Source organism: Mesorhizobium sp. L-8-10 (assembly GCF_016756635.1).
GTDB lineage: Bacteria > Pseudomonadota > Alphaproteobacteria > Rhizobiales > Rhizobiaceae.
In genome coordinates, this window is sequence record NZ_AP023263.1 from 4,499,830 (window position 1) to 4,524,130 (window position 24,301).

Genomic DNA, 24,301 nt, shown 5'->3' on the forward strand with positions numbered 1-24,301 from the left:
ACATGGATGTCTCACGTCAAGAACAGGGTCTCGCCGATGCCGTCGAGCGTGGGCCGCGCGCCAGGACGCGGCGGTTGATGCTGGAGACGGCGACGCGGTTGATGCAGGGTGGGGCCATCCCCTCCGTCACCGAGGTGGCGGAGGCCGCGCAAGTGTCGCGCGCGACGGCCTATCGCTATTTTCCCACCCAGGCCGCGCTGGTCCATGCGGTCGTCGATGAGGCCCTCGGCCCCATACTCGAATGGCGCTCGGATTCGTTCGACGCCGAGAAGCGGACACGCGACCTGTTCGGCAGCGCCATGCCGCGCATAGATGCCTTCGAGGCGACCTTCCGGGCCGCGCTGAAGCTCTCGCTCGATCAATGGGCCGCCCGGCAGGCCGGAACGTTCGGACCGGAGCCGCCCTTCACGCGCGGCCACCGTATCGATCTGCTGCGCGACGCCATCGCGCCGCTGCGCGGGCAGGTGCCCGAGGCGGCTTTCGACCGGCTCGCCAAGGCTTTGTCGCTGCTGTTCGGCATCGAGGCGTTGGTGGTGCTGAAGGATATCTGGGGCGTTGATGTCGAGGAAACGCGGTCAATAACCGAATGGGCAGCGACGGCGCTCGTCCGCGCCGTCGCTGCGCAGGCGGCCTGGCCCGAAGATCGCTCGTAAGGCCAGGCTATGGCGTCCAAACTGGTAGGACCAATTCTGCGGACTGGGCGGCGTGACCCCAAAAGCTGTTCTTTGCCTGCAAACGATTACACAATCTCGCAAATGCGAGACTACGCAAATGAACGGGTTGTCCATAGGGCGTGGATCGTGTTGTGACCGGGAGTGGCAAGAAAACAGCTTGACCGATATCGGCAATTGGTAATACCAGATTGAGACGGAAAGAATGCAGTCCAAGCGGGTGCGCTGGCGCCTGTTCAGGGCTGGACCGTTCGGGGAGCGCAGGGGAGGAGACCGGCGTCCGGATGGTTGAAGGTCTGCTCATGCAGGCAATCGCCGCGACCTGCTCGCGGGGCGCGGACGACGAGGAAGGGTAAGCGCAAACGGGAGGAAGTCATCATGCACAGGTCAATAACCGGCATGCTTGCCGGTATCGGGTTCACGCTTGCCTGCGGAACGTCCGCGTTCGCGCAGGAACTCACCATCTTCTGGGCGGAATGGGATCCCGCCAACTACCTGCAGGAACTCGCCAACGAGTATGAGAAGGAGACCGGGGTCAAGGTCACGGTCGAGACCACGCCGTGGTCGGACTTCCAGACGAAGGCCTTCACCGAATTCAACGCCAGGGGCAGTGCCTACGATATGGTCGTCGGCGACTCGCAATGGATCGGCGCCGCCTCGGAGGCCGGCCACTATGTCGACCTCAGCCAGTTCTTCGCCGAGCACAAGCTGACCGAGACGATGGCGCCCGCCACCGTCAAATATTATGCCGAATATCCGGCCGCCTCCGGCAAATACTGGTCCGTGCCTGCCGAGGGCGACGCCGTCGGCTGGTCCTATCGCAAGGACTGGTTCGAAGATCCGAAGGAGATGGAGGCGTTCAAGGCCAAATATGGCTACGACCTCGCTCCGCCGAAGGATTTCAAGCAATTGCGTGACATCGCCGAGTTCTTCCACCGTCCGGACGAAAAACGCTACGGCATCGCCATCTACACCGACAACTCCTATGATGCGCTGGTGATGGGCGTCGAGAACGCCATCTTCTCCTATGGTGGCGAGCTTGGCGATTACGCGACCTACAAGGTCGACGGCATCATCAACTCCGAGCAGAACGTCAAGGCGCTCGAGCTCTACAAGGAACTCTACGGCTTCACGCCTCCGGGCTGGGCCAAGAGCTTCTTCATCGAGGACAACCAGGCGATCACCGAAAACCTGGCCGCGATGAGCATGAACTACTTCGCGTTCTTCCCGGCGCTGGTGAACGAGGCGTCGAACCCGAACGCCAAGAACACCGGCTTCTTCGCCAATCCGGCCGGGCCGAACGGCGACCAGTTTGCCGCGCTTGGCGGACAGGGCATCTCGATCGTGAGCTATTCGGAGAACCAGGAAGAGGCCTTCAAGTTCCTCGAATGGTTCGTCAAGGACGAGACGCAGAAGAAGTGGGCCGAGCTCGGCGGCTACACCTGCAACAAGGCGGTGCTCGAGAGCGCCGAGTTCCAGAACGCGACGCCGTACAACAAGGCCTTCTACGACACCATGTTCAAGGTGAAGGACTTCTGGGCGACGCCGGAATATGCGGAGCTGCTGATCCAGATGAACCAGCGGGTCTATCCGTACGTCACCGGCAACCAGGGCACGGCGAAGGAAACGCTCGACGCGCTCGCCGCCGACTGGAACGCCACTTTCAAGAAGTACAACCGCATGCAGTAGGCGCGGTCTGAGATCGGAGGGGGCGCGCCCGTCCCCTCCGATCTTTTTTCAGCGGTCGAGAATCAGAGTACGGGAAAGGAACCGGCCTTGGCCACCGCAGTCATAGCAACGCTGGATCCGAAATCGCGCGCCGCCTCCCGCGGCTTGAGCGACATCACGATCCGCAATCTCTTCATCATCCCGACGATCCTCTTCCTGATCGTCTTCAACATCTTCCCGCTGATGTATTCGCTCGGCTATTCCTTCACCGACTTCCGCGCCTCGTCTCCGGCGGCCGCGAATTTCGTCGGGTTGCAGAACTATCGCGAGCTGCTCAACGACCCCTTCATCTGGTCGAACTTCGCCATCACTGCGAAATACGTCATCGTCTCGGTCGTCGGCCAGGTGATCGTCGGCTTCGGCGTGGCGCTGCTCCTCAACCGCGACATCCCCTTCAAGGGTCTGATCACCACGCTGCTTCTCTTGCCGATGATGCTCTCCATGGCCGTGGTCGGCCTGTTCTGGAAGCTGCTCTACGACCCGTCCTTCGGCATAATCAACCACGTACTGGGGCTTGGCACGTTCGAGTGGCTGTCCAACCCCGACATGGCGCTCTATGCGGTGGCCATCACCGACATATGGATGTGGTCGCCCTTTGTGATGCTCCTGTCCCTCGCGGGGCTCTCGGCCGTGCCGAAGCACCTCTACGAGGCCGCGGCAATCGACCGCGCCGGCACTTTCTACACCTTCTTCCGCATCACGCTGCCGCTGGTCGCGCCGATCCTGATGATCGCGATCATCTTTCGCACCATGGAGGCGTTCAAGACCTTTGACCTCGCCTACATCCTGACCAGCCAGCCGACCACGGAGGTGATCTCGATCCGGCTCTACAAGATGGCCTTCCAGGAATGGCAGACGGGGCGCTCCTGCGCGCTTGCCTACATCGTGCTGATCATGATCCTGGCGATCACCAACATCTACGTGAAGTACCTCAACAAGGTGAAGGAACGCTGAGATGGCCGCCGTCAAGACATCCGGCGAAAGGGCGCTGAACCGTGTCGCCGTCGTCGCGGTCGTCGTTATCACGCTGATCTTTCTCGCGCCGATCTACTGGATCGTGTCGACGTCGTTCAAACCGCGCAACCTGTCGACAACCATTCCGCCGACGATCGTCTTCACGCCGGAAGTGTCGCCCTTCGTAAAACTCTTCACCAAGCGCTCGCAACTGCGCGCGCCGCCGACGCCCGAGGAATACGCAGCGGCGCCGTGGTGGGAACGCATGGTGTTCGACGGCGGCGAGAAGGTCGTGCGCGACGGCAAAGGCAATGTTCAGTGGTCGGCCTATCCGAGCCGCTTCATGAACTCGCTAATCATCGCCATCACCTCGACCGTTCTCGCCGTGTCCATGGGCACGATCACCGCCTACGGTTTCTCCCGCTTCCGGGTGAAGGGCGAGGCGGATCTGCTTTTCTTCATATTGTCGACGCGCATGCTGCCGCCCGTTGTGGTGGCGATCCCGATGTTCTTGATGTATCGCGCCGTTGGCCTCAACGACACGCATTGGGGCCTGATCATCCTCTATACGGCGTTCAACCTCTCCTTCTCGGTCTGGCTGATGAAGGGCTTCATCGACGAGATCCCGAAGGAGTATGAGGAAGCAGCACTCGTGGACGGCTACACGCGCATGGAGGCATTCTTCAAGATCGTCATTCCCGAAGCCGCAACCGGCATCGCGGCCACCGCCGTCTTCTGCTTCATCACCGCGTGGAACGAATACGCCTTCGCGCTGATCATGACCAACCGCCGCGCCCAGACCGCGCCGCCCTTCATCCCCAGCCAGGTCGGCTCGGGCCTGCCGGACTGGACGGTGATCGCCGCCGGTACGTTCCTCTTCCTGCTGCCGGTCGCGATCTTCACTTTCCTGCTTCGCAACCACCTGCTGCGCGGCATGTCCTTCGGAGCGATCCGCAAATGATCAGCAGCGCCAAGCTTCAGCGTATCGCGGAGATCGTGATGGTGCTCGGCATCGTCGCGCTCTGCCAGCCCTGGAACCTCTTCCTCCACCGCTACGGAGTGACCATAATCCTGATCGGACTTCTGACCTTTCTGTTCACCGGCTGGTTCGGCAAACCGCAGAGCGACAAGGAAAGCATCGACGGCGTCTTCGACGTCTCCGACCACCATGAGGGCCGCCGGCATGGGGGCAACTCATGACCCAGATCGAGCTTCGCGGCGTCCAGAAATACTTCGGCGCCGTCCAGGTCATCAAGAACCTCGACCTCAAGATCGAGGACAACGAGTTCATTGTGCTGCTCGGCCAGTCGGGTTGCGGCAAGACGACGACGCTGCGCGCCATCGCGGGGCTTGAGACGATCGATGAGGGCGACATCCTCATCGACGGCCAGGCGGTGCAGCATCTCAAATGCTCGGACCGGGACATCGCAATGGTGTTCCAGTCCTTCTCGCTCTATCCGCACATGACCGTCTACGAGAACATCGCCTTCCCGCTGCGCGCGACGCGCATGAACCGTGCGGAGGTCGACAAGGAAGTGCGCGAGATCGCCAAGGTGCTGCGCATCACGAACCTGCTCGACCGGAAGCCGTCGGCGCTGTCGGGCGGCGACATGCAGCGGGTGGCGATCGGCCGCGCGCTGGTCCGCCGGCCGAAGGCGATGCTCATGGACGAGCCGATCGGAGCCCTCGACGCCAAGCTGCGCGAGGAGATGCGCACCGAAATCAAACGCCTGCACCTGAAGCAGGGCTCGACCACGATCTACGTCACCCACGACCAGATCGAGGCCATGGCGCTCGCCGACCGGATCGTCATCATGCATGAAGGCGTGCTGCAGCAGATCGGATCGCCGGAAGAAGTCTATTCGCGCCCGGCCAATCTGTTCGTCGCGGGGTTCGTCGGCAGTCCCGTGATGAATGTTGCCGACGCGACCGTTTCGGAGTCGGGTGGCTCTGCGCGCGTCATCGTCGCCGGCGAGCCCGAAGGGTTTGCGTTTCCGCGCGAGCTCCTGGGCAAGCTCAACGGCAAGGCCGCATCAGGCGGAGTGTCGCTCGGCATCCGGCCGGAAGGCGTGCTGGTCGACCATGAGGCGCGAGAAGGCTTTCTGCCGGTCGAGGCGCACATCATCGAACCGCTCGGGGCCTACGACATCGTAGACCTCAAGGTGGGCGACCAGATGCTGCGGGCGCGCACGCGCAGCGGCTACGTCGCCCGTGCGGGCGACCGCGTCTTCGCCCGCATCGATCCCTCACAGGCGCATTTCTTCGACAAGGAAAGCGGCAATTCACTTGGGGTGAGGTTGTGACGGCTTACCCCTCATCCGACCTCGCTTCGCGAGGCCACCTTCTCCCACAGGGGGAGAAGGGAACGCTTGCAGCCTGCTTCTCGGCCAATAGTCAATGTCGGGTGACTTGCGGAGCCGGCAGGGCCAGGCGCCGGCCTTCTCCCCTTGTGGGAGAAGGTGGCCTCGCGAAGCGAGGTCGGATGAGGGGTCAACTGACGGCAGGAATTATCGCGAAGGCGTTCTGACCATGGCCAATATCGAACTACGAAAGGTCACCAAGAAGTTTGGCTCGCACACGGCACTGGCCAGGCTCGATCTCGACATAGCCGACGGCGAGTTCTTCGTGCTTCTGGGCGAAACCGGCGCCGGCAAGACGACCACGCTCCGTCTGATAGCCGGACTGGAGGAGCCGACCGAAGGCAATATCTTCATCGACGGCATCGATGTCGGCGGCTGGGGCGCGGCCGAACGCGATGTTGCGCTGGTGCTGCAGCAATATTCACTCTATCCCCGATACACCGTTCGCCAGAACCTCGAATTCCCCCTGAAGTCGAAGATCCGCCGGGTGCCCGATGCCGAGATCGCCGAACGCGTCGCCCGCGCCGCAAGAACGCTGCGCATCGAGCATCTCCTGGACCGCAAGACCGACAGGCTGTCGGGCGGCGAGATGCAGCGCGTGTCGATCGGCCGGGCGATTGTCAGGAAGCCGCGGGTTTTCCTCATGGACGAGCCGCTGTCGGCGCTCGATGCCAAGCTGCGCGAAGCGTTGCGCACCGAACTGAAGAACCTCCAGATGAACCTCGGAGCGACCTTCCTGTTCGTCACCCATGACCAGATCGAGGCCATGTCGATGGGCGACAAGGTTGGCGTGCTCAACCATGGCCGCCTCGTCCAGACCGGGACGCCGCAGGAAATCTATACCAACCCGCGCGATACCTTCGTGGCGAGCTTCGTCGGCTCGCCGCCGATGAATTTGCTCGACGGCCGGCTCACCGGGGGGCGCGCGGTGGTTGCGCCCGTCGCCTTCGAACTGCCCTATGCCGGCAAGGCCAGCGCAGCGCCTGCCGACGACAGGCCGCTGACCTTCGGCATCCGGCCGGAGGATATCCTTATCGAGGCCGGCGCGCCGGTGGAGGGGTTTGTCCACGACGTCGAGAACCACGGCGTGGAGAAGATCGTGACGCTGCGTGTGGGTGACGCCACGCTGCGGGCTACCGTGCCGGCCAATGTGAAGGTCGCCATAGAGGACGCGGTCCGTTTTGCCTGGAACCAGGACAAGGTGGTTCTGTTCGATCGTGGCACCGGGGTCAGCCTGCGCCACCGCGCCTGAGCCGCGGCTGGCGTTCCCGAAAAAAGATTCTTGTCGAGATGTCGATCCGGTGCTTCGCCGGTCGTCAGAGTCGGTAGCGCCGCCTCGGCTGAGATTCGCCAGAAAGTTGGGCGGCAAATGTCGATTCTTCCCCTACCGGCTCGACGTCCCGGTAGCCCCCCTGTCCGGGGCGGTTCCAAAACGTAAGGGAGATCGGCAATGCGATAAATGATCATCGTGAAGGCGAGCAAGGATTCCGAGGCGGGCGTCATGCCGCCGCAGGAGGTGTTCGACGCCATGGCGGAATATCACGAGGAGATGGCGAAGGCCGGCGTGCTCGTCGACGGCAACGGTCTTCATCCGAGCGCCAGGGGCTGGCGCATCCAATGGTCCGGCGGCAAGCGCAAGACGATCGACGGGCCGTTCGCGGAAACCAAGGAACTGATCGCCGGCTATACGATCATCAAGGTGGGCTCCAGGGAGGAGGCCTTCGAATGGGCCAGCCGCTTCCCCAATCCGGGCACGGCGGACGGCAGCATCGAGATCCGCCAGATGTTCGAGCTCGAGGATTTCGAGCCGAGCGTCGAGGTCGATCGGTTCCGCAAGATCGGCATGGGCTGAGGTCTTCGTCGACGATGCTTCATGGCGTCCCCGCATTGCCTGTCGATGCGGGGGCGGGGGCTCGCCGCTCACTTGATGTTGCGCTGCATCAAACTTGTTGCATTGCGCGCGCCGGCGTTTGCAGCAAACCTGCCCGCCGCTCCCCGGAGCTCTGCGAAGTACCGGGCCGAGACCGCTCTTCGGCCAATTCCGGTGCATGAACAACAAGTTGGAGCGCCGTTCCAGACTTCTGGTTCAGCGCTTCTGGCCAAAAGCCGGAGCGATGAACATTGAAAGACCTGACTGCCCCGCAATCGTTCCGGCCCGAGATCGAGGGGCTGCGCGCGATCGCAGTCACCGGCGTCGTGGCTTTCCATTTCGGCCTGACCGAGCTCTCCGGCGGCTTCGCAGGCGTCGATATCTTCTTCGTCATCTCAGGTTATCTGATCACCAGCCATCTTCAGCGGGAGATCGCCGAGCGGGGCACGGTCGATCTCTGGCGCTTCTATGCCCGCCGTGCGCGCCGCCTGCTTCCCGCTTCGCTGCTGGTCATCCTGACAACGCTGGCTGTGGGCTATTTCATCCTTGCGCCGTCCGAGCATCAGCTCTATTCGAAGGGCGCCCTGTTCGCCTCGGCCTATGTGATCAACCTTTGGCTGATCCGATGGTCGTTCGACTATTTCGCGCCCGATGTCGCCGACAATCCCTTCCTGCATTTCTGGTCGCTGTCGGTCGAGGAGCAGTTCTATCTGGCCTGGCCGGCGCTTCTCCTGTTCTTTGCCTGGTTGCGGCCCGGGCTGCGTGGCACCGCAGCCCTCATGGTCATCGTCGGCGCTACCTCATTCGGTCTCTGCGCCTGGTTCACCGAGGTGGCCCAGCCCTGGGCTTTCTATTTCTCGCCGTTCAGGGCCTGGGAATTCGCCGCTGGCGGTATTGCCTCACTCGCGGTTACGCAGCGCTGGGCGGAAGGCTTCCGTTTCTCGCCCGCGCTCACCTGGGTGGGCCTCGCCCTGATCGTAACCGCATACCTGACCCTGACGGAAGACGGAGCCTTTCCCGGCTTCGCGGCCTTGCTGCCCGTCGCCGGAACGGTCCTGGTGCTGCTGGGCACAGCGCGGCGCAGCCCAGCGGGGGGCGCTGGTCTTCTGGGCAATACCCTTTTCCAATGGGTGGGCAAGATTTCCTATTCTCTCTACCTCTGGCACTGGCCGGTGATCGTCTATGCGACGATCCTCAAACCGGACCTGACGGCCGTCGACCGTTTCGCCTGTCTGGCGCTGACAGTAGCGCTTTCGGCCCTGAGTTACCGTCTGGTCGAGAATCCGGTACGCCACAGCCCATGGCTGTCCGCCGGGAGCGGCCGGTCGCTCGGCTTTGCCGCCCTGCTCACGGCCATAGGGGTCACGGTCGCCTATGGAAGCGCGGATCTCTCCGGCCGCAACGTCGACGATCGGCAGCGTTTCGTTCGTGAAAGCGCGGAGCGGAAATCGGTGGCGCGCGAAGCAGATGATTCCTGCGTGGCGAGGCTGGAGACCGACGAACCCTTTCCCTGCGATCTGGGCGCCGCCCGATCCGACAGAACCATGGTGTTGTTCGGCGATTCCCACGCCGACCATTGGTCGACGCCCCTCGCCAGGATCGCGAAGGATAGAGGTTGGCGGCTGGTCGCCTATCTGAAGGGTGCCTGTCCCATGGCCAGGGTTCCGGTGTGGAGTGCGAGCCTGAAGCGGAAATTCGACGAATGCGATCGCTGGCGCGAGCGGGCCATGCGGGAAATCGTCTCGCTCAAGCCGGCGATCGTCGTCGTCTCGCAGTTCTCGCAGCATTATGCGCAGAACGCCGTCGAGACGCAGTTCTATCATCCGGTCGACCAGGAGATCTGGGCCGAAGGCGTCAAATCCTCGCTCGGTACGCTGCGTCAGGCCGGCACCGCGGTGGTGCTGTTGCGCGACGTGCCGCTCCACAAGACGGATCTCGGCAAATGCGTCGCACGCGCCCTGTGGCAGGGAAGGCCGTCCTCGGCCTGCGATACGCCCCGTGCAGAAGCGCTGGACCAGGGGATCCACGAAACCGAGAAAGCCGCGGTCGCCGGCGTGAACGGGGTGCGCTATGTCGATACATCTGAAATGCTTTGTGACGACAGCAACTGTCCGGCTGTGATCGACGGCAAGCTCACATATCGCGACCGCCAGCATCTCGCCGTTTCTTATGCCGATTCACTGGCCGTGCCCCTGGAAAGGGCGATCTTCGGCGAAAGGCGTGCCGGCATCTCCAGCGATGAGGCTGTTCGGTCCCGGTGACGCGAGGCACCCACGGGCAGTCGTCCACAGTTCGTCTCTGGTAGGGCAGGGCCGTTGCCGAGCCCACCAAATCGTCTGGGTCAGGTGGTCGGCGATGTCCAAGCTTCGTATCGTGATCCCGGGCTAACCACCGCTTATCGCCGTGAGGATGAAAACCTCCTGTCCCGGGGGAAGCCTGGTTTCGAGCGTCGCACGCTCTCCGTCGACGAAGACGTTGATATGCTTGCGGATCGCCGGCCGCGAATCGCAGAGCCGGTCGCGCATGCCGGGCCAGCGGGCGTCGAGCGCCTCGATCATTTGCCCGACGGTCTCCGCTGTCACCTCGACCCGGCGCGGAGCGCCCGGAAAGAGATCGACGAGCAGCCCGGGCAGGCGCGCCACCACCGCCGGCGCAGCGTCTGGTATCTGTTCGCTCCTCATCGGCGCGGATCCGGGCGGCAATTCATTGGTCGAGAACAAGAGTTTCCACCGAAAGCACCGTCGGAAGATGCTCGGCCACGGCCGTCCAGCTCTCGCCTTCGTCCGCGCTCACGAACAATGCTCCCGAACTGGTGCCGAAATAGACCCCGGCCGGGTCGAGGCGGTCGGTTGCCATGGCTTGCCGCAACACGCCGAAATAGGCGTTCTTCTGGGGCAGGCCCTTGCGCAGATCCTGCCATGTCTCGCCGCCGTCCCGGCTGCGCCACACCGCGCCTTTTGCGTCGGGCACGTAGCGGCCTGCCGTATCCCCGTTGAGCGGCAGAAGAAAGACCGTGTCGGGATCGCGCGGGTGGGTGGCCGCGGGAAAGCCGAAGGTCGAGGGCAGGCCTTTCTCGATGCTGCGCCATGATGCACCGCCGTCGTCGCTGCGATACATGCCGCAATGGTTCTGCTGATAGAGGCGGCCGGAACCACCCGGGGCCATGACCAGATTGTGCACGCACTGGCCGAATTCGGGATAGTTCTGGCCTTCGGGCAGGAAGTCGGCCCTGGTTCCGCGATTGCGCGGCTCCCAGGTCTTGCCGCCGTCCTGCGTGTGGAACACGCCGGCTGCCGAGATGCCGATCCAGATGCGGTCTTCGTCCTCGGGGTCGACCACCAGGGAATGAAGGATCAGGCCGGCGCCGCCCGGGGTCCATTCGGGCCGCGACGGATGCTTCTGCAGGCCTTCGAGATGTCGCCAGTTCTCGCCGCCGTCGTCGCTGCGGAACAGGCCGGCCGGCTGCACGCCGGCCAGGAGGCTGCCATTGTGCCTGTGCAGGCTCCACACCGCCTTCACCGGCTCCACACCGGCTTCGTATGCGAGGCCGGCGCTGGAATGGGTCCAACTCTCCCCGAAATCATCGGATTTCCAGACAGCCGGGCCGAACCATTCGTTGCCACCGCCGCCATAGATCGTGCCGGTCTCGGGGTCGCCCACCACATGGTTCATCGGCCAATGCTCGCAGAACGGGCCGCGCAGGTTCCAAGATCTGCGATCGGCATCGCTCTCGGCGATGAAGACGCCTTTCTTCGTTCCGAGCAGGACGAGAATTCTCTCGGCCATGTGTTCCTCCCTTGAGCCGCACATTTCCCGCCGCGACATCGCTGCCCATCGCCATTGCGAACGGGTGGAGCTTTCGCGCGCTGCCTGGACGGTTGCAAGAGTCGCTGGATGTAATGGGCGATGTCAACACTGTTCCTGGAAGTCCGCTGGAAGTGCCGACCGCATTGTAGGCAGCATGGCGGAAGGGCGTCGCATTCGCATGCGCCTGTGACCGGGCAATCCTGCGAGTCGCGCCAACTTGGCAATTGACTCTCCATTCGCGAACGGCCGTGCTCCTTTGCCGGAGCCACTTTTGCGGTTCCCACACAGGCAGCCGCTGACCGGTTTCAGCAATGCCGGGACAGTCTCGACCGCAATTGCCTCGGAGCGCGCCTATCCGCAGGCGGCCGCACGCTCCAGGAGCAGCGCGCGCTCGCGCGCGTTGCGGGTCATCGCAGCGGCGCGTTCGAACTCGACCTTGGCCGCGGCCAGCCGCCCCATCTTGAACAGCAGGTCGCCGCGCACGCTGGGCAGGAGATGGTAGGATTTCAGCGAGGGTTCCTCGGCCAGCGTATCGGCGATTTCAAGCCCGGCTGCCGGACCGAAGGCCATGCCGATGGCGACGGCGCGATTGAGCTCGACCACGGGTGAGGGCACGATCTGCACCAGTGCCGCGTAGAGGGCCGCGATCCTGTGCCAGTCGGTCTCGGCTGCGGTGCGGGCCCGCGCGTGGCACGCGGCGATCTCGGCCTGGAGCAGATAGGGGCCGCGCACGCCGCCGTGCGCCTCGGCGCGGGCGAGGGCTGCGAGACCACGACGGATGAGCAACTGGTCCCAGCGCGCGCGGTTCTGGTCGAGCAGCAGCACCGGCTCGCCCGCCGGGCCGGTGCGCGCGGCAAAACGCGAGGCCTGGATCTCCATGAGCGCGACAAGGCCGTGGACCTCGGCTTCCCCAGGCGCAAGCTCGGCCAAAATGCGGCCCAGCCTAAGCGCCTCTTCGCTGAGCTGTGGCCTTATCCAATCGTCACCCGCCGTGGCTGCGTAGCCCTCGTTGAAGATGAGGTAGATCACTTCGAGCACCGATGACAGCCGCCCGGCGAGCTCCGCCCCACGCGGCACCTCGAAGGGCACGCCGGCATCGGCAAGCGTACGCTTGGCGCGCACGATACGCTGGGCGACCGTGGGCTCCGAGATGAGAAACGCCCTGGCGATCTCGTCGGTGGTCAGCCCGCCCATGAGGCGCAAGGTCAGCGCTGCCCGGGCCTCTGGCGAGAGCAGCGGATGGCAGGCGGTGAAGATCAGGCTGAGCAGATTGTCACCGATATGGTCGTCGAGCGCGGCGTCGAAATCCGGTGTCGCTGCCTGTTCGTCCTCGAGTTCCTGCGCGATCTGCTCGTGCTTGCGCGCGAGCATCTTCTTGCGGCGAAGATGGTCGAACGCGCGGTTCCTGGCGGCGGCCATGAGCCATGCGCCTGGGTTGCGGGGAATGCCCTGCCGCGGCCACTGCGCCAGCGCAGAGACCAGCGCATCCTGCGCGAGTTCCTCGGCGAGCCCCACATCGCGCACGATGCGGGCGAGCCCGGCGATCAGCTTCGCCTGCTCGATCCTCCAGACCGCGTCTATGGTGCGATTGATGTCGGCCGTCATGAGGCCGATTAGAGCATTCTACGGCGCCGGCGCAACCCGTGCGGCAGGCGGCGGCGGTCGCTCGTCCGGTCCGGGAGTCTATGCAAGGAACAGCAGGGGCAGGACGAGCAGCGGCGAGACCGGCAGGCCCAGAACGTTGAATGTCACCACGAGCTGGGGCAGGAGCCAGGCGGTCACCACAAGGGTGCGGACCAGGAGGGGAGAGGCGGCGGTCACGTCTGCGCGACGCGCCACCAGCAACGTACCGCAGGCCAGAATAGCCAGATCGTAGTTGTGGATATAAGGCGTCATCAACACGGTTGCGATAAGCAAAAGCGAGCTCTGCCTCACGGGATCGTCCGTCTGTCGAAGCCTTAGGACGAGCACCAGGGCAACCGACAGGGCGAAGGCCAGATGCCCGGCGGAAGCGAGGTCGGCATCGTCTGTGACGATGCGCAGCGCCATGAACAGCGAGGGGATCATCGTCGTGAAGGGGCCGCTGCCTTCGCGCTCGAGATGGCTGAGGGCGGGCAGCGTGTCGGACAGGTAGCCGCGCCAGACGTCGAGACCGAAGAACGCGGTCGCGATGGCAGTCAGGGCGATGGCGGCGAGCGCGGTGCAAATAATGAGGAGCCATCGCCGCTGGAAGGCCCACAGCAGGGGCAGCAGGAAGCCGGCCTGCGGCTTGATCGTAAGGAGCGCCGCGGCGCCGGCCGACAGGGCTCCGCCCCCCTTGCGTGGCGAGAGCGCGACAAGCAGGAGGCCGGTCGCCAGGCTGCCGCTCTGGCCGGAATAGAGATTGAGCACGGTCGCGGGCGACATCAGGATGGCGGCGGTCTCGAGCCTGTCAAATCCGAAGCGGCGGGCGCCGACATGGAGCACGGCCAGGCCCGCCACCGACCAGAGCGCCAAAGCTGCATAGAAACCGAAAAGGCCGAGCGGCCAGGCGAAGAGCAGCGAATGCGGCGGATACGCCCAGAGACGCACGCCGATGGCGGCGCCCGTGAAGCCGCGCTCATAGGCCATGAACCGGTCCACGTCATATATGTCCGAAAAGGCGCCGGACAGGACGAGCCGGCCCGCCGCCCACAGATTGATGAAGTCGCCGCCGACAGGTGTTCCGTTGGGATAGAGCAGGCCGGTGATGCCTGCCGTCTCGGCGTATCTTGATGCGTAGAAGGCCAGGAAATGGGCGATGCAGAGCCCGATTAGGACAATCTTGAAAGTCCGCTGCCGCTCGTCCATTCGCCCCGCCCGCCTCTTGCGGCCCGTGCGAAGCCTATGGGAGAGAACTTAAGGCCGTCTTGCCGCCCCGATCGCGGGGCGGCACGCCGGCCTCCGGCTTTCGCAAGGTCGGCCGGACGGTAGATCATGAAGCGCATCGGTTCCTCCCTCCCGGCTTCACCGCTGCGAAGGCGCCTGCATCGCCGTCAGCCCGCTCGCGACGGCTTGCACGTCCTCCGGATAGTCGGACAGCTCGTGCACCTGGCGGACCTCGATGACCTCGTTGTCGGCCCCGGGGCAGCGTTTGGCCCATTCGATGGCCTCCTCGCGCGATTTCGCCTGGATGATCCAGTAGCCGCCGACCACTTCCTTGGCCTCGCTGTAGGGACCGTCCGTCACCTTGGGCGTGCCGCCTGCAAACGATACGCGCGCGCCCATGGACGGCGGGTGTAACCCGTCCAGCGCGAGCAGGACGCCGGCCTTATGCAGTTCCTCATTGTATTTCATCATGGCGTCGACGCGTTCGACGTCATCGGGCACAGTGCCCGGAGCCGCGGTCTCATATCCCTTGGGGATCATCAGCATCATGAAGCGCATGTCTCGTCTCCTTGCTTGGTCCGGCGGCGTCAGCCCTTGCGGGCGTTCTGTTCGGCCTCGGCGCGCAGCCTTGCCTCCTGCTCGCGCAATTCGGGCGTGAAAGCTTCGCCGAAATCGTCGTCCTCGCCCACCTGGCGGATCTCGATGGTCGCTTCGGCGCGGCGCGGATTGGGAATACGCTTGGCCCAATCCACGGCTTCTTCCATCGACTTGACCTTCCACAGCCAGAAGCCGGCGATCAGCTCCTTGGTTTCCGCGAACGGGCCGTCGATCACCTTGGGGCTGCTCGCACCGAGGTGGATGCGCTTGCCTCGCACACTCGGATGCAGCCCTTCGGCGGCGAGCATGATGCCGGCCTTGACCAGTTCCTCGTTGAAATTGCCCATGGCCGTCAGGACGTCTTCGCCCGGCATGACGCCGGCCTCGGAATCCTTGTCCGCCTTGATGATGACCATCACACGCATCTCTGTCTCCTCTTCGCTTCTTCATGTCCGGCACGAATTCCGCTGGGCTTCGCCCATCTTTTGCCTCGTGCTGAGAGAACGTCGAGCGGGGAGCGCAGAAATCGACAAGGGCGTTGAAGTTTTTTCGCGCGAGCGACGAGGCGTCGACGCGCGAGCATTCAGGCCGGAGAGGGAAATCGCCTGCGGTAGCGCTCCAAGGCGTCCGGATTGCGCAGATTGACCGGCAACCGGCCGGACAGAACGCGGATCGCCTCGCCGGCCGCGCCCGTTCCCATGCGCATCATGCTTTCCTCGGTGATGCCTGCCATGTGCGGCGTGACGATCACATTCGGGAAAGAGAAATAGGGATGGTCGGCCGGCAAAGGCTGCGTCGCGAAAACATCGAGTGCTGCCCCGCCGATGCGGCCTTCGCGCAGGGATGCGATCAGCGCGGCGTCCTCGATGACGGCACCGCGCGCGACATTGACGACGAGAGCATCAGCCTTCATCCGGCCGATCCGGTCACGGTCGAGCAGCCCGGTCGTCTCCGGGGTCAGCGGGCAGCAGAGCACGAGGACATCGCTTTCCGCGACGAGTTCGTCGATACCGAGGACCGTGACGTCGTCGGGCAGATCTCTCGGAGAGCTGCGGCTGGCGGCGGCGACACGCAGCCCGAAACCGTCGCGGGCGATGCGCATGACGTTGCGGCCGACATTGCCCAGGCCGACGATGCCCATCGTGCGGCCCGCCAGCTCGTTGGTGTGGTCGGAATGGGCGCGGCCGGCGAGCCAGCCTCGGCCCCGAAGATCGGTGTCCATCACGCGGAAGCGCCTGAGCAACGCGAGCGTCACGAAAAAGACGTGCTCCGCCACGGAGCGTGCGTTCACACCCGGCACATTGGCGACCAGCACGCCCGCCTCCGTCGCTGCCTCGACCGGGATCATGTCGAGCCCCGCGCCGTGCCGGATGGCTGCCCGCAAGCCGGTCGCGGCAGCGAACAGGGCCGCGGGAAGAGGCGCGCGCACGATCACGATGTCGACGTCGGATGCTTCGCGGATCAGGGTCTGCGGGTCGAGTGCGGAAGCAACCACCAGGTCGCCGGCGCCGGTCAGCATCGCCGTCGCCCGCGGATGGAGCGTATGTGTCGAGAGTATTTTCGCCCGTTTACGCATCCTGTAGCCGCGAGGCTTCGGCTTCGTCGGCCTCGCGGCTCTCGATCAGGCCTTTCCAATAGCTTTCCGCACCCTGCAGATGCGCGCTCATCAGCGCCTGGGCCAGGTTGCCGTCGCGGCGCAGCAGCGCATCGAAGATCTGGAGATGGTCGGCATGAGAGCGGCGGCTGCGCTCCGGGTCGCTGAAATAGATCGGAAGGCGACCCTCGCCCATTACATAATAGAGGCTGCAGACCTGGTGGAAGACGCTGTTCTTCGTGGCGCGCACGATCTCCAGGTGGAATTCCTTGTCTTGCTTGTGGATCGATTCGCCGGCGGCGATCTTCTCCTCGGACTCCCGAAGGATCTCGCGCAGCCTTTCATAATTCTCCTCCGTCGCCCGGCTGCAGGCAAGTTCGGCGGCCTTGATCTCATGGATCTTGCGCAGCTCGACGGCCTCGTAGATCTGCACGGGATCGAGCGGCAGACCGGCCCTGGCGAACAGCGCCAGAGCCTCCACGCTCGCCTGGTGCCGGGTCAGGTAGATGCCCGATTTCGCGCGCCGCTCGACGATGCGCATGGCCTCCAATATGGCGAGCGCCTCGCGGATCTGGCCGCGGCTGACCGAAAAATGCTCGGCCAGCTCGCGCTCGGAAGGCGTGCGGCCGGTATGCTCGTCCGAGCAGGAAAACAGGTGGGACGCGAGTTCGGCGAGCAGGTTCTTTTCAGTCATCGTCAGGGCTTTACGATATGGGCCTCCAGGAAGCTCTCGGAGATCGTGAAACCGAGGCCGGGGCGGTCGGGTATTGCGATCATACCCTCCTTCAAGTCAATCGTTTCCTCGATCAGGTCGTGGATCATCGGGTTGGCGCCGAGCGAATATTCGATGACGAAGCTCGACGCCGCCGCCGCGCAGACATGCAGCCCCGCATGGAAGCAGGGCGCGCCCGCCCACAGATGCGGCGCGAAGCGCAGGTTGAACGCGCTGGCCAGGGTTGCGATTCTGACAGCCTCGCTGATGCCGCCGCAAAAGGCGGGGTCCGGCTGGAAGATGTCGGCGGCCTTCAGCACGGCGAGGTCGCGGAAAGCGAAGCGCGTGGCCTCGCTCTCGCCGGTAGCGATGGGGATCGAGGTCGAGGCGCGCAACTCGGCCATGCCGGGCTTGTCGTCGGCGATGACGGGCTCCTCGAACCAGGCCAGATCGCAGTCGGCCACCAGATGCGCGAAGCGCTTGGCCTCGGCGACCGTATAGGTGCCGTGGGCATCGACCATGATTTCTATATCGGGGCCCAGCGCCTCTCGCGCGGCCTGCACGCGCGCGGCGGAGATATTGGGTGCGCCGTCCATGGCGCCGACGCGCATCTTCACCGCCTTGAAGCCGCCCTCGTCGATATAGGATCGCAGCTGCGCACCGATCGTCTCGGCGCTCGCCCAGCCCCCCGAGGCATAGGCCGGCAGGCGATCCCGCTTCCTGCCGCCGAGCAGGCGCCACACAGGCTCGCCCAACAACTTGCCGAAGATGTCCCATAGCGCAATGTCTACCGCGCTGATGGCTGCCGTCGTCAGGCCGCGCCGCGCGAGTTGCGGCATGGAATGGCCAGTCAAGGCCGCGCTTTCGTGGCGCACGCCGTTGTAGAGCATCTCCCAGATGACGGCGATGTCGCGCGGGTCGCGGCCGATGAGCTGCGGCCCGATCTCGTGGTTCAGCATATGGACGAGGGCGCCGTAGCTGCCGGCGCTGCCGGCCGCGTTCTTGCCCTCGCCCCAGCCGACGATGCCGTCCGCCGTCTCGATGCGCAGGATCGCGGCGTCGAAGGTCGCGATCCGACCGAAGTCGCTGCGATGCTGGCGGCTCTTCTCGATGGGTATCCGGACCCACCAGGCTTCAACTCGGCCGATGCGCATGCTCACCCTTGCCCTTCCCCTCCAGAGCTGTTCCGGACGCCAAGCGCTTCACGGTTTTGCCGGGGATTGCCCGGAAGAGAAGGATCCCTGTCCCAACCAATCCGGGCCGTCTCTACTTGCTCATCAGATGCTGCTTGCCGATCAGCGGCAGGATCGTCTCAGCCGTGATGCGCATCTGGTCGGAATAGAACTCCTCGGTGAGCACGCTGGAGCCGTGGTCCTGGATGAACTTCAACTGCTCGGGCGAGATGTCGACCGGGTTGCGCTCCACCATGTTCTTGTATTTGGCGGCCGGCGTGCGGTCGACCGGCGCGACGAACTCGTTGGTGAGGGCGCCGTCATAACCGATCTCCTTGAGCGTGCCGACGATCCTGGCCCAATCGAGTTGGCCGAGTCCGCAGGCGAATCGGTTGTTGTCGGCGACATGGAAGTCGAAGAGGCGTTTCCCGGCGAGCCGGATCGCCTCATACATGTCCTCTTCCTCGATGTTGAGATGGAAGGCGTCGAGGCAGACGCCGCATTCGGGGCTGATAGCATCGGCGAGCGCCAGGGCCTGCGCGGCGCGGTTGAACAGATAGGTCTCAAAACGATTGAGCGGCTCCACCGCGATCCTCACGCCGACCTTCCTGGCGTGGGCGAAGCATTCCCGTGTGGCGTCCACCACCCACTTCCATTCCTCGGCCTCGGTGCCGTCGGGCACGACCTTGCCCACGGTGGCCGGCACCAGCGTGACGATCTCGCCGTCCAGTTCGCTGACCATGGTCAGCACGCTCTTGACGTAGTCGACGGAACGGGCGCGCTGGCCCTCGTCCTTGGCGGCGAGGTTGCGCTCACCGAGCGTCAGCGTGACCGCGCCCCAGCAGCGGATGCCGTGCTCCTTGAGCAGGCGGCGGGTCTCCGTGGTGTCGTATTGCGTCGGTTCGCCCGAGATCTCGATGCTCTCGTAGCCGAACTTCTTGATCCTCCGGAGCGTCGTCTCGAGCGGCTCCGCGCGCATCCAGTTGTGCGTCGAAAGATGCATGGCCTTTCCTCTTCCCAGAATTCACTGCCGCCAACGCGTCCAGTGAGGGCGTGCCGGCTTCCTCCCCAGGTCAGTCCAGCCTTCTCCTCAAACTGGTTAGACCAATTGGGTGCGGATCGTTTTCTAGCCCATTTCCGGGGAAGCCGCAAGAAGTCGCATCAGAGGTCTCCGCGATCAATTTATCGCTTTGAAATCACTTATAAAATTTTTCCTTCCGAGTTGACCCGACCCGAAGCCGCGCAATTCTGCTCCCCTTGACGGTTTTCGCAAATTTGGTATTACCAGAAATGGAGAGGGTTCGTTGCCGCCGACGCTCCGGCAGGCGGACTGCGATGCCGGGGGTGAGGAGGAGCCGGCGGCGGGTGGGCCGCCGGCTCCTCCTTCCGAAGCAACCGGTGCCTGGTTGATTTCTGCGACACGCCTGTCGACGAGCGCCCGGGCTCCGCATCGCGAACCTGGTGAAGGGGCCGGCGCGAAACGTCCCGTTGCTTGGGACAGTCGTCGGTGACCGGTTGTCGAATGCTTCGGGAAATGTAATCGATTGCGCAACGCGATTTCCGAGCAAGGAGGGAGGACAGTCATGCCCAGGACAATGAAGGGCCCCGGCATATTTCTCGCGCAGTTCGCTGGCGACGCCGCCCCGTTCAACTCGCTGAAGAGCATCACCAAATGGGCCGGCGACCTCGGCTACAAGGGCGTGCAGATCCCGACCTGGGACGGGCGGCTGTTCGATCTGGCCAAGGCGGCCTCTTCCAAAACCTATTGCGACGAGGTCAAGGGCATCTGCGCCGAAAACGGCGTCGAGGTCACGGAGTTGTCGACCCATCTCCAGGGCCAACTCGTCGCCACCCATCCGGCCTATGACAGCCAGTATGACGGTTTCGCGCCCGCCTCGGTGCACAACAATCCCAAGGCCCGGCAGAAATGGGCGGTCGACCAGATGAAGCTCGGCGCCAAGGCGTCGCGGAATCTCGGGCTGACGGCATCCGTCTCATTCTCCGGCGCGCTGGCTTTCCCCTACCTCTATCCGTGGCCGCAGCGCCCCGCGGGGCTGATCGAGGAGGCGTTCGGCGAGCTCGGCAAGCGGTGGAAACCGATCCTCGACGCTTATGAAGACGCTGGCGTGGACATCGGTTATGAGCTTCACCCGGGCGAGGACGTGTTCGACGGCGCGACATTCGAGATGTTCCTCGACGCGGTCGGCGGCCACGCCAGGGCCAACATCAACTATGACCCCTCGCACTTCCTGCTGCAGCAGCTCGACTATCTCGCCTTCATCGATATCTATCACGAGCGCATCAAGGCCTTCCATGTGAAGGATGCCGAGTTCAACCCCGATGGGCGGCAAGGCGTCTATTCCGGCTATCAGGGCTGGGTGAACCGGGCAGGCCGGTTCCGTTCGCTCGGCGACGGCCAAGTCGATTTCACCGGCATCTTCTCCAAGCTCGCCCAATATGACTACGATTCCTGGGCGGTCCTGGAATGGGAATGCTGCCTGAAGCACCCGGAAGACGGCGCCGCCGAGGGCGCACCCTTCATCCAGAGCCACATCATCAGGGTGACGGAGCGGGCCTTCGACGACTTCGCCGGCGGCAAGACGGACAAGAAGCTGCTGCGGGCGATGATGGGAATCTGACGGAGCGAGCGGAAGCGGCGAGAACAAACGGAGAGGAGGAAACTGGCATGGCGATCGAGGGCAGGGCGGAACGCGCGCAAGGACCGATCCGCTACGGCATGGTGGGCGGAGGTCAAGGCGCCTTCATCGGCGGTGTGCATCGCATCGCCGCGCGCATGGACGGCGAGTTCGAACTGGTCGCCGGCGCGCTGTCGTCTGATCCCGAGCGGGCCAGGGCGTCTGCCGCCGAACTCGGGCTCGACCCGGCCCGCAGCTATGGCTCCTTCCAGGAAATGGCGAAGGCCGAGGCGAAGCGCCCCGACGGCATCGAGGCGGTGGCGATCGTCACGCCGAACCACATGCACTGGCCGGCGGCCAAGGCCTTCCTGGAGGCCGGCATCCATGTCATCTGCGACAAGCCGCTGACCTCGACGCTCGCCGACGCGAAAAAGCTCGCCGCCCTTGTCGAGAAGAGCGGCAAGCTCTTCGTGCTCACCCACAACTACACCGGTTATCCGATGGTGCGGCAGGCGCGCGAGATGGTCCAGAAAGGCCAGCTCGGCGAGATCCGTGTCGTCCAGGCGGAATATCCGCAGGATTGGCTGACGGAGAACCTCGAGGCGACCGGCCAGAAACAGGCAGCCTGGCGAACGGACCCCAAGCGATCGGGCGCGGGCGGCTCGACGGGCGACATCGGCACCCACGCCTACAATCTGCTGCGGTTCGTGACAGGGCTCGAGCTCGACAGCCTTGCGGCCGATCTCGATGCCTTCGTGCCGGGGCGCCAGCTCGACGACAACGCCCATGTGATGCTGCGCTTCAAGCCGGCGGCGAAGGGCAGCGGCAAGGGCGCCAAGGGCATGATCTGGGCGAGCCAGGTGGCTGTCGGTCATGAGAACGGGTTGAAGCTGCGCGTCTATGGCAGCAAGGGCGGCCTCGAATGGGTGCAGGCCGATCCCAATTATCTATGGTTCACGCCGTTCGGCCAGCCGAAGCAGTTGATCACGCGCGCCGGCGCGGGCGCCGGACCGGCCGCCGGTCGCGTGACCCGTGTGCCGTCGGGCCATCCGGAAGGCTATCTCGAAGGTTTCGCCAACATCTATGCGGAGGCTGCCCGCGCCATCCGTGCGGCGCGCAAGAAGGGCGGCAGGGTTCCCAAGGAGGTCATCTATCCGACCGTCCAGGACGGCGTCGAAGGCGTGGCCTTCGTCGAGGCTTGCGTGAAATCATCGGCCAGGAACGGCGCCTGGGTGAAGCCCTGACGCATCTGTCACGACCGTCTTGCCGCGTGCCGCCGCGCGCGAGGCCAGGAAGACTGCAGCGGTGCTGCATCGACGTGACCGGTGCAGCCGTGGCGCGGTTGCCCGTTCATCTCGCAAGACCGTGGAAAGATGTGGTCACCCCCAGGCTCGATGCGATATGTTGCGGGGCGGGCGCGACAATCACGGAAACTGTACTATTGGCCAATTAGCGCGCCCAGCCGCGTCGGTTAAGCTCGCCGGACAAGCGGCATGGATGAGGCCCGGAAGCCCGACCCGCATGGGGCCGATAGAGGCGCCGGGGGCCCTTCGGGACGAAGTGCAGAGGTTGCAGCCATGGGCGGCGAAACGGTTCGTTTCCTGATTATCGACGACCACCCGCTGTTCCGGGAGGCGCTGCACAGCGCCGTGCGCATGGCCTACCCCGACGTCGATACGGTCGAGGCGCGCAGCGTCGAGGAGGCGCTCGATCTGCTCGGCAGCCCGATACCCTTCGACCTTGCGCTGCTCGATCTCAGCATGCCCGGCGTGCAGGGTTTCGAAGGCCTGCTGCAGTTGCGCACCCGCCATCCGCGGCTTCCCGTCGTGGTCGTCTCGGGCCATGAGGAACCGCGCATCATATCCGAGGCGCTGTCCTACGGGGCTGCGGGCTTCATCCCGAAATCCGTGCGCAAGGACGAACTCGCCCAGGCGATCCGTGACGTCATGGAAGGCGCCATCTACGTGCCGGAGAACTATGATGGCCAGGCGCCCGACGCCGACAGGTCCGACCGCGCCGAAATGGTGCGGCGGCTGTCCAAACTGACGCCGCAGCAACTGCGTGTGCTGCACATGCTGAAGCAGGGCATGCTCAACAAGCAGATCGCCTATGAGCTGCAGGTCGGGGAGACGACCGTGAAGGCGCATGTCTCCGAGATCCTGCGCAAGCTCAACGTCTATAGCCGCACCCAGGCCGTGATCGAGGTGTCGAAGCTCGACAATGCGGATCTGTTCCGGGACACGGCCGCGTTCTGAGCGATAGCTGGTTCTTTAGCTCGGTATTTGGAAGGCAGGCATCTACTTGCCGCTGGATTCGCAGGCAAATGGCCCGCCGGTTTCGAGCGTCTTGCACTGGATCGGGAACGTTGGAACGATCAGATCCGCGTGGGCAGATAGGTTCAGCGGCTCTCGCCGTGGACTTGATCAAGTGCGATGCAGAGCTCTGCCAGATTGTCGGATGCTTTGCTGGCGATTACCCGCAACAGCCGTTGATCAGCTGTCACGAACCGCTGTTGCCGCTGATGAGCGAGTGCCAAATAGACGCAATCGTATGCCGGATGGTCAAGTTCGATGGCGAGTGTAGTTGCCTGCTCCAAAATGCCCCGCATTGGAAGCAATTCGACGTCCGAACGTTCGAGGAGGCGGCCAGCCATGACAGCTTCCTCTTTCGTCAGATTGCCGCGCTGGACTTTCTTCCAGAGAATATTTGAACACTCAGCGACAAGCAAATCAGGTGCGGCAAAGCGGAATCTTGATCGCATTGCGATCGCCGCTTCCGTCCCGTCTTCCTCCACAACCCATTTGACCGCAATGCTGGCGTCGATGATGAGTGTTTCCATCACCGTTCATCACGTCCTTCGCGCAGCAGCACCTCCGAAGGGGTCTGTTTGCGGGAGGCTGTGAGCTTGCGCAATTGAGCGGCCAGATCGTCGAATGTAGGGTCGACCTCAGCTGCAAGCGCCTGCCTTAGAATCTCGCGATGTTCGGCTTCTGCAGACCGGCCATGGCGGGCGGCGCGAATCTTGAGTTTCGCGATCAGTTCGTCGTCGAGGTTACGGACATGCAAATTGCCGGCCATTGACATGCCTCCAATGCTCTCAATGAGAGCAAAGATAGCAACCTGAACAGGATTGAACAAGATACCAACGGCCGATGATATCGATCGTTGGAGCGCGACCGAGTGGCCCACGCCCGCCAGAGCGCCGCGCGTCCACTTGGACGCGCAAAGGACGCTCTGCTACTTCAAAGTGGCCGCATCGTGCTTTCCGAAAGTCGATTACGACTTTCGGGCCGATGCGGTAGCGCGAAAGCAAGTGGTCCCGGCGAGCCGCGCCGGCAACTGTCATGAGGTCG

Annotated in this window: 24 protein-coding genes; 12 read left to right on the top strand and 12 right to left on the bottom strand. The window is 64.1% G+C overall.

What is annotated here, in order from left to right; translation table 11 throughout:
• The first annotated feature begins 2 nt into the window (after positions 1-2).
• The 9 genes from JN280_RS20730 (at position 3) to JN280_RS20770 (ending at position 9,844) form a co-directional block, all read left to right on the top strand.
• Complete coding sequence (locus JN280_RS20730) at positions 3-653, top strand: TetR/AcrR family transcriptional regulator (RefSeq protein ID WP_202304771.1); 651 nt, start codon at positions 3-5, stop codon at positions 651-653.
• 396 nt (positions 654-1,049) lie between these two features.
• Positions 1,050-2,360, top strand: a complete 1,311-nt coding sequence (locus JN280_RS20735; protein WP_202304778.1) for an ABC transporter substrate-binding protein — start codon at positions 1,050-1,052, stop codon at positions 2,358-2,360.
• Positions 2,361-2,447: 87 nt separating this feature from the next.
• Entirely contained in the window at positions 2,448-3,353 is a 906-nt protein-coding gene (locus tag JN280_RS20740) for a carbohydrate ABC transporter permease (RefSeq protein WP_202304780.1), read from the top strand.
• 1 nt (position 3,354) lies between these two features.
• The gene (locus tag JN280_RS20745; protein ID WP_202304782.1) at positions 3,355-4,314 is read left to right on the top strand and encodes a carbohydrate ABC transporter permease; all 960 of its coding nucleotides are present in this window, start codon (positions 3,355-3,357) and stop codon (positions 4,312-4,314) included.
• Complete coding sequence (locus JN280_RS20750) at positions 4,311-4,553, top strand: hypothetical protein (protein ID WP_202315340.1); 243 nt, start codon at positions 4,311-4,313, stop codon at positions 4,551-4,553. Before JN280_RS20745 ends, JN280_RS20750 begins: the two co-directional genes overlap by 4 nt.
• On the top strand, positions 4,550-5,656 hold the full coding sequence (locus tag JN280_RS20755; protein ID WP_202304784.1) for an ABC transporter ATP-binding protein: 1,107 nt from the start codon (positions 4,550-4,552) through the stop codon (positions 5,654-5,656). The genes JN280_RS20750 and JN280_RS20755 overlap by 4 nt, the downstream gene beginning before the upstream one ends.
• Positions 5,657-5,882: 226 nt before the next feature.
• Positions 5,883-6,965, top strand: a complete 1,083-nt coding sequence (locus JN280_RS20760) for an ABC transporter ATP-binding protein (RefSeq protein WP_202304786.1) — start codon at positions 5,883-5,885, stop codon at positions 6,963-6,965.
• Between the two features lie 207 nt (positions 6,966-7,172).
• Entirely contained in the window at positions 7,173-7,565 is a 393-nt protein-coding gene (locus JN280_RS20765) for a YciI family protein (protein ID WP_244741826.1), read from the top strand.
• Between the two features lie 269 nt (positions 7,566-7,834).
• Entirely contained in the window at positions 7,835-9,844 is a 2,010-nt protein-coding gene (locus JN280_RS20770) for an acyltransferase family protein (RefSeq protein ID WP_244741829.1), read from the top strand.
• A 123-nt stretch (positions 9,845-9,967) separates the two neighbouring features.
• Here the strand turns inward: JN280_RS20770 and JN280_RS20775 are convergent, their stop codons facing one another.
• The 10 genes from JN280_RS20775 to JN280_RS20820 all read right to left on the bottom strand — a co-directional run bounded on the left by JN280_RS20775 (position 9,968) and on the right by JN280_RS20820 (position 19,315).
• A complete protein-coding gene (locus JN280_RS20775) occupies positions 9,968-10,264 on the bottom strand; it encodes a MoaD/ThiS family protein (protein ID WP_202304788.1) in 297 nt (98 codons plus the stop codon).
• 22 nt (positions 10,265-10,286) lie between these two features.
• Positions 10,287-11,369 (bottom strand): WD40/YVTN/BNR-like repeat-containing protein, encoded by a 1,083-nt coding sequence (locus tag JN280_RS20780; RefSeq protein ID WP_202304790.1) that lies wholly within the window; start codon positions 11,367-11,369, stop codon positions 10,287-10,289.
• Between the two features lie 372 nt (positions 11,370-11,741).
• Entirely contained in the window at positions 11,742-12,995 is a 1,254-nt protein-coding gene (locus JN280_RS20785) for an RNA polymerase sigma factor (protein WP_202304792.1), read from the bottom strand.
• Positions 12,996-13,073: 78 nt separating this feature from the next.
• Positions 13,074-14,219, bottom strand: a complete 1,146-nt coding sequence (locus JN280_RS20790) for a glycosyltransferase family 87 protein (protein WP_202304794.1) — start codon at positions 14,217-14,219, stop codon at positions 13,074-13,076.
• A gap of 156 nt (positions 14,220-14,375) precedes the next feature.
• A complete protein-coding gene (locus JN280_RS20795) occupies positions 14,376-14,795 on the bottom strand; it encodes a YciI family protein (RefSeq protein WP_202304796.1) in 420 nt (139 codons plus the stop codon).
• Positions 14,796-14,824: 29 nt separating this feature from the next.
• Entirely contained in the window at positions 14,825-15,259 is a 435-nt protein-coding gene (locus tag JN280_RS20800; protein WP_202304798.1) for a YciI family protein, read from the bottom strand.
• A 158-nt stretch (positions 15,260-15,417) separates the two neighbouring features.
• Positions 15,418-16,410: an NAD(P)-dependent oxidoreductase gene (locus JN280_RS20805; RefSeq protein WP_202304799.1), complete on the bottom strand. Its 993-nt coding sequence runs from the start codon at positions 16,408-16,410 to the stop codon at positions 15,418-15,420.
• Entirely contained in the window at positions 16,403-17,122 is a 720-nt protein-coding gene (locus JN280_RS20810; RefSeq protein WP_202304800.1) for a FadR/GntR family transcriptional regulator, read from the bottom strand. Before JN280_RS20810 ends, JN280_RS20805 begins: the two co-directional genes overlap by 8 nt.
• Positions 17,123-17,124: 2 nt before the next feature.
• Positions 17,125-18,294, bottom strand: a complete 1,170-nt coding sequence (locus tag JN280_RS20815; RefSeq protein WP_202314939.1) for a mandelate racemase/muconate lactonizing enzyme family protein — start codon at positions 18,292-18,294, stop codon at positions 17,125-17,127.
• A 112-nt stretch (positions 18,295-18,406) separates the two neighbouring features.
• The gene (locus JN280_RS20820) at positions 18,407-19,315 is read right to left on the bottom strand and encodes a sugar phosphate isomerase/epimerase family protein (protein ID WP_202304801.1); all 909 of its coding nucleotides are present in this window, start codon (positions 19,313-19,315) and stop codon (positions 18,407-18,409) included.
• Positions 19,316-19,895: 580 nt separating this feature from the next.
• Between JN280_RS20820 and JN280_RS20825 the strand changes: the two genes are divergently transcribed.
• From JN280_RS20825 to JN280_RS20835, 3 genes are all read left to right on the top strand, one after another.
• Positions 19,896-20,951, top strand: coding sequence for a sugar phosphate isomerase/epimerase family protein (locus tag JN280_RS20825; protein ID WP_202304802.1), 1,056 nt, complete (start codon positions 19,896-19,898; stop codon positions 20,949-20,951).
• Positions 20,952-20,998: 47 nt separating this feature from the next.
• Positions 20,999-22,192, top strand: a complete 1,194-nt coding sequence (locus tag JN280_RS20830; protein WP_202304807.1) for a Gfo/Idh/MocA family protein — start codon at positions 20,999-21,001, stop codon at positions 22,190-22,192.
• A 333-nt stretch (positions 22,193-22,525) separates the two neighbouring features.
• Positions 22,526-23,203, top strand: coding sequence for a response regulator (locus tag JN280_RS20835; RefSeq protein ID WP_202304808.1), 678 nt, complete (start codon positions 22,526-22,528; stop codon positions 23,201-23,203).
• Between the two features lie 143 nt (positions 23,204-23,346).
• Here the strand turns inward: JN280_RS20835 and JN280_RS20840 are convergent, their stop codons facing one another.
• Both JN280_RS20840 and JN280_RS20845 read right to left on the bottom strand, forming a co-directional pair.
• Complete coding sequence (locus tag JN280_RS20840; RefSeq protein WP_202304809.1) at positions 23,347-23,787, bottom strand: type II toxin-antitoxin system VapC family toxin; 441 nt, start codon at positions 23,785-23,787, stop codon at positions 23,347-23,349.
• Complete coding sequence (locus JN280_RS20845) at positions 23,787-24,026, bottom strand: FitA-like ribbon-helix-helix domain-containing protein (RefSeq protein ID WP_202304810.1); 240 nt, start codon at positions 24,024-24,026, stop codon at positions 23,787-23,789. Before JN280_RS20845 ends, JN280_RS20840 begins: the two co-directional genes overlap by 1 nt.
• Positions 24,027-24,301 lie beyond the last annotated feature (275 nt).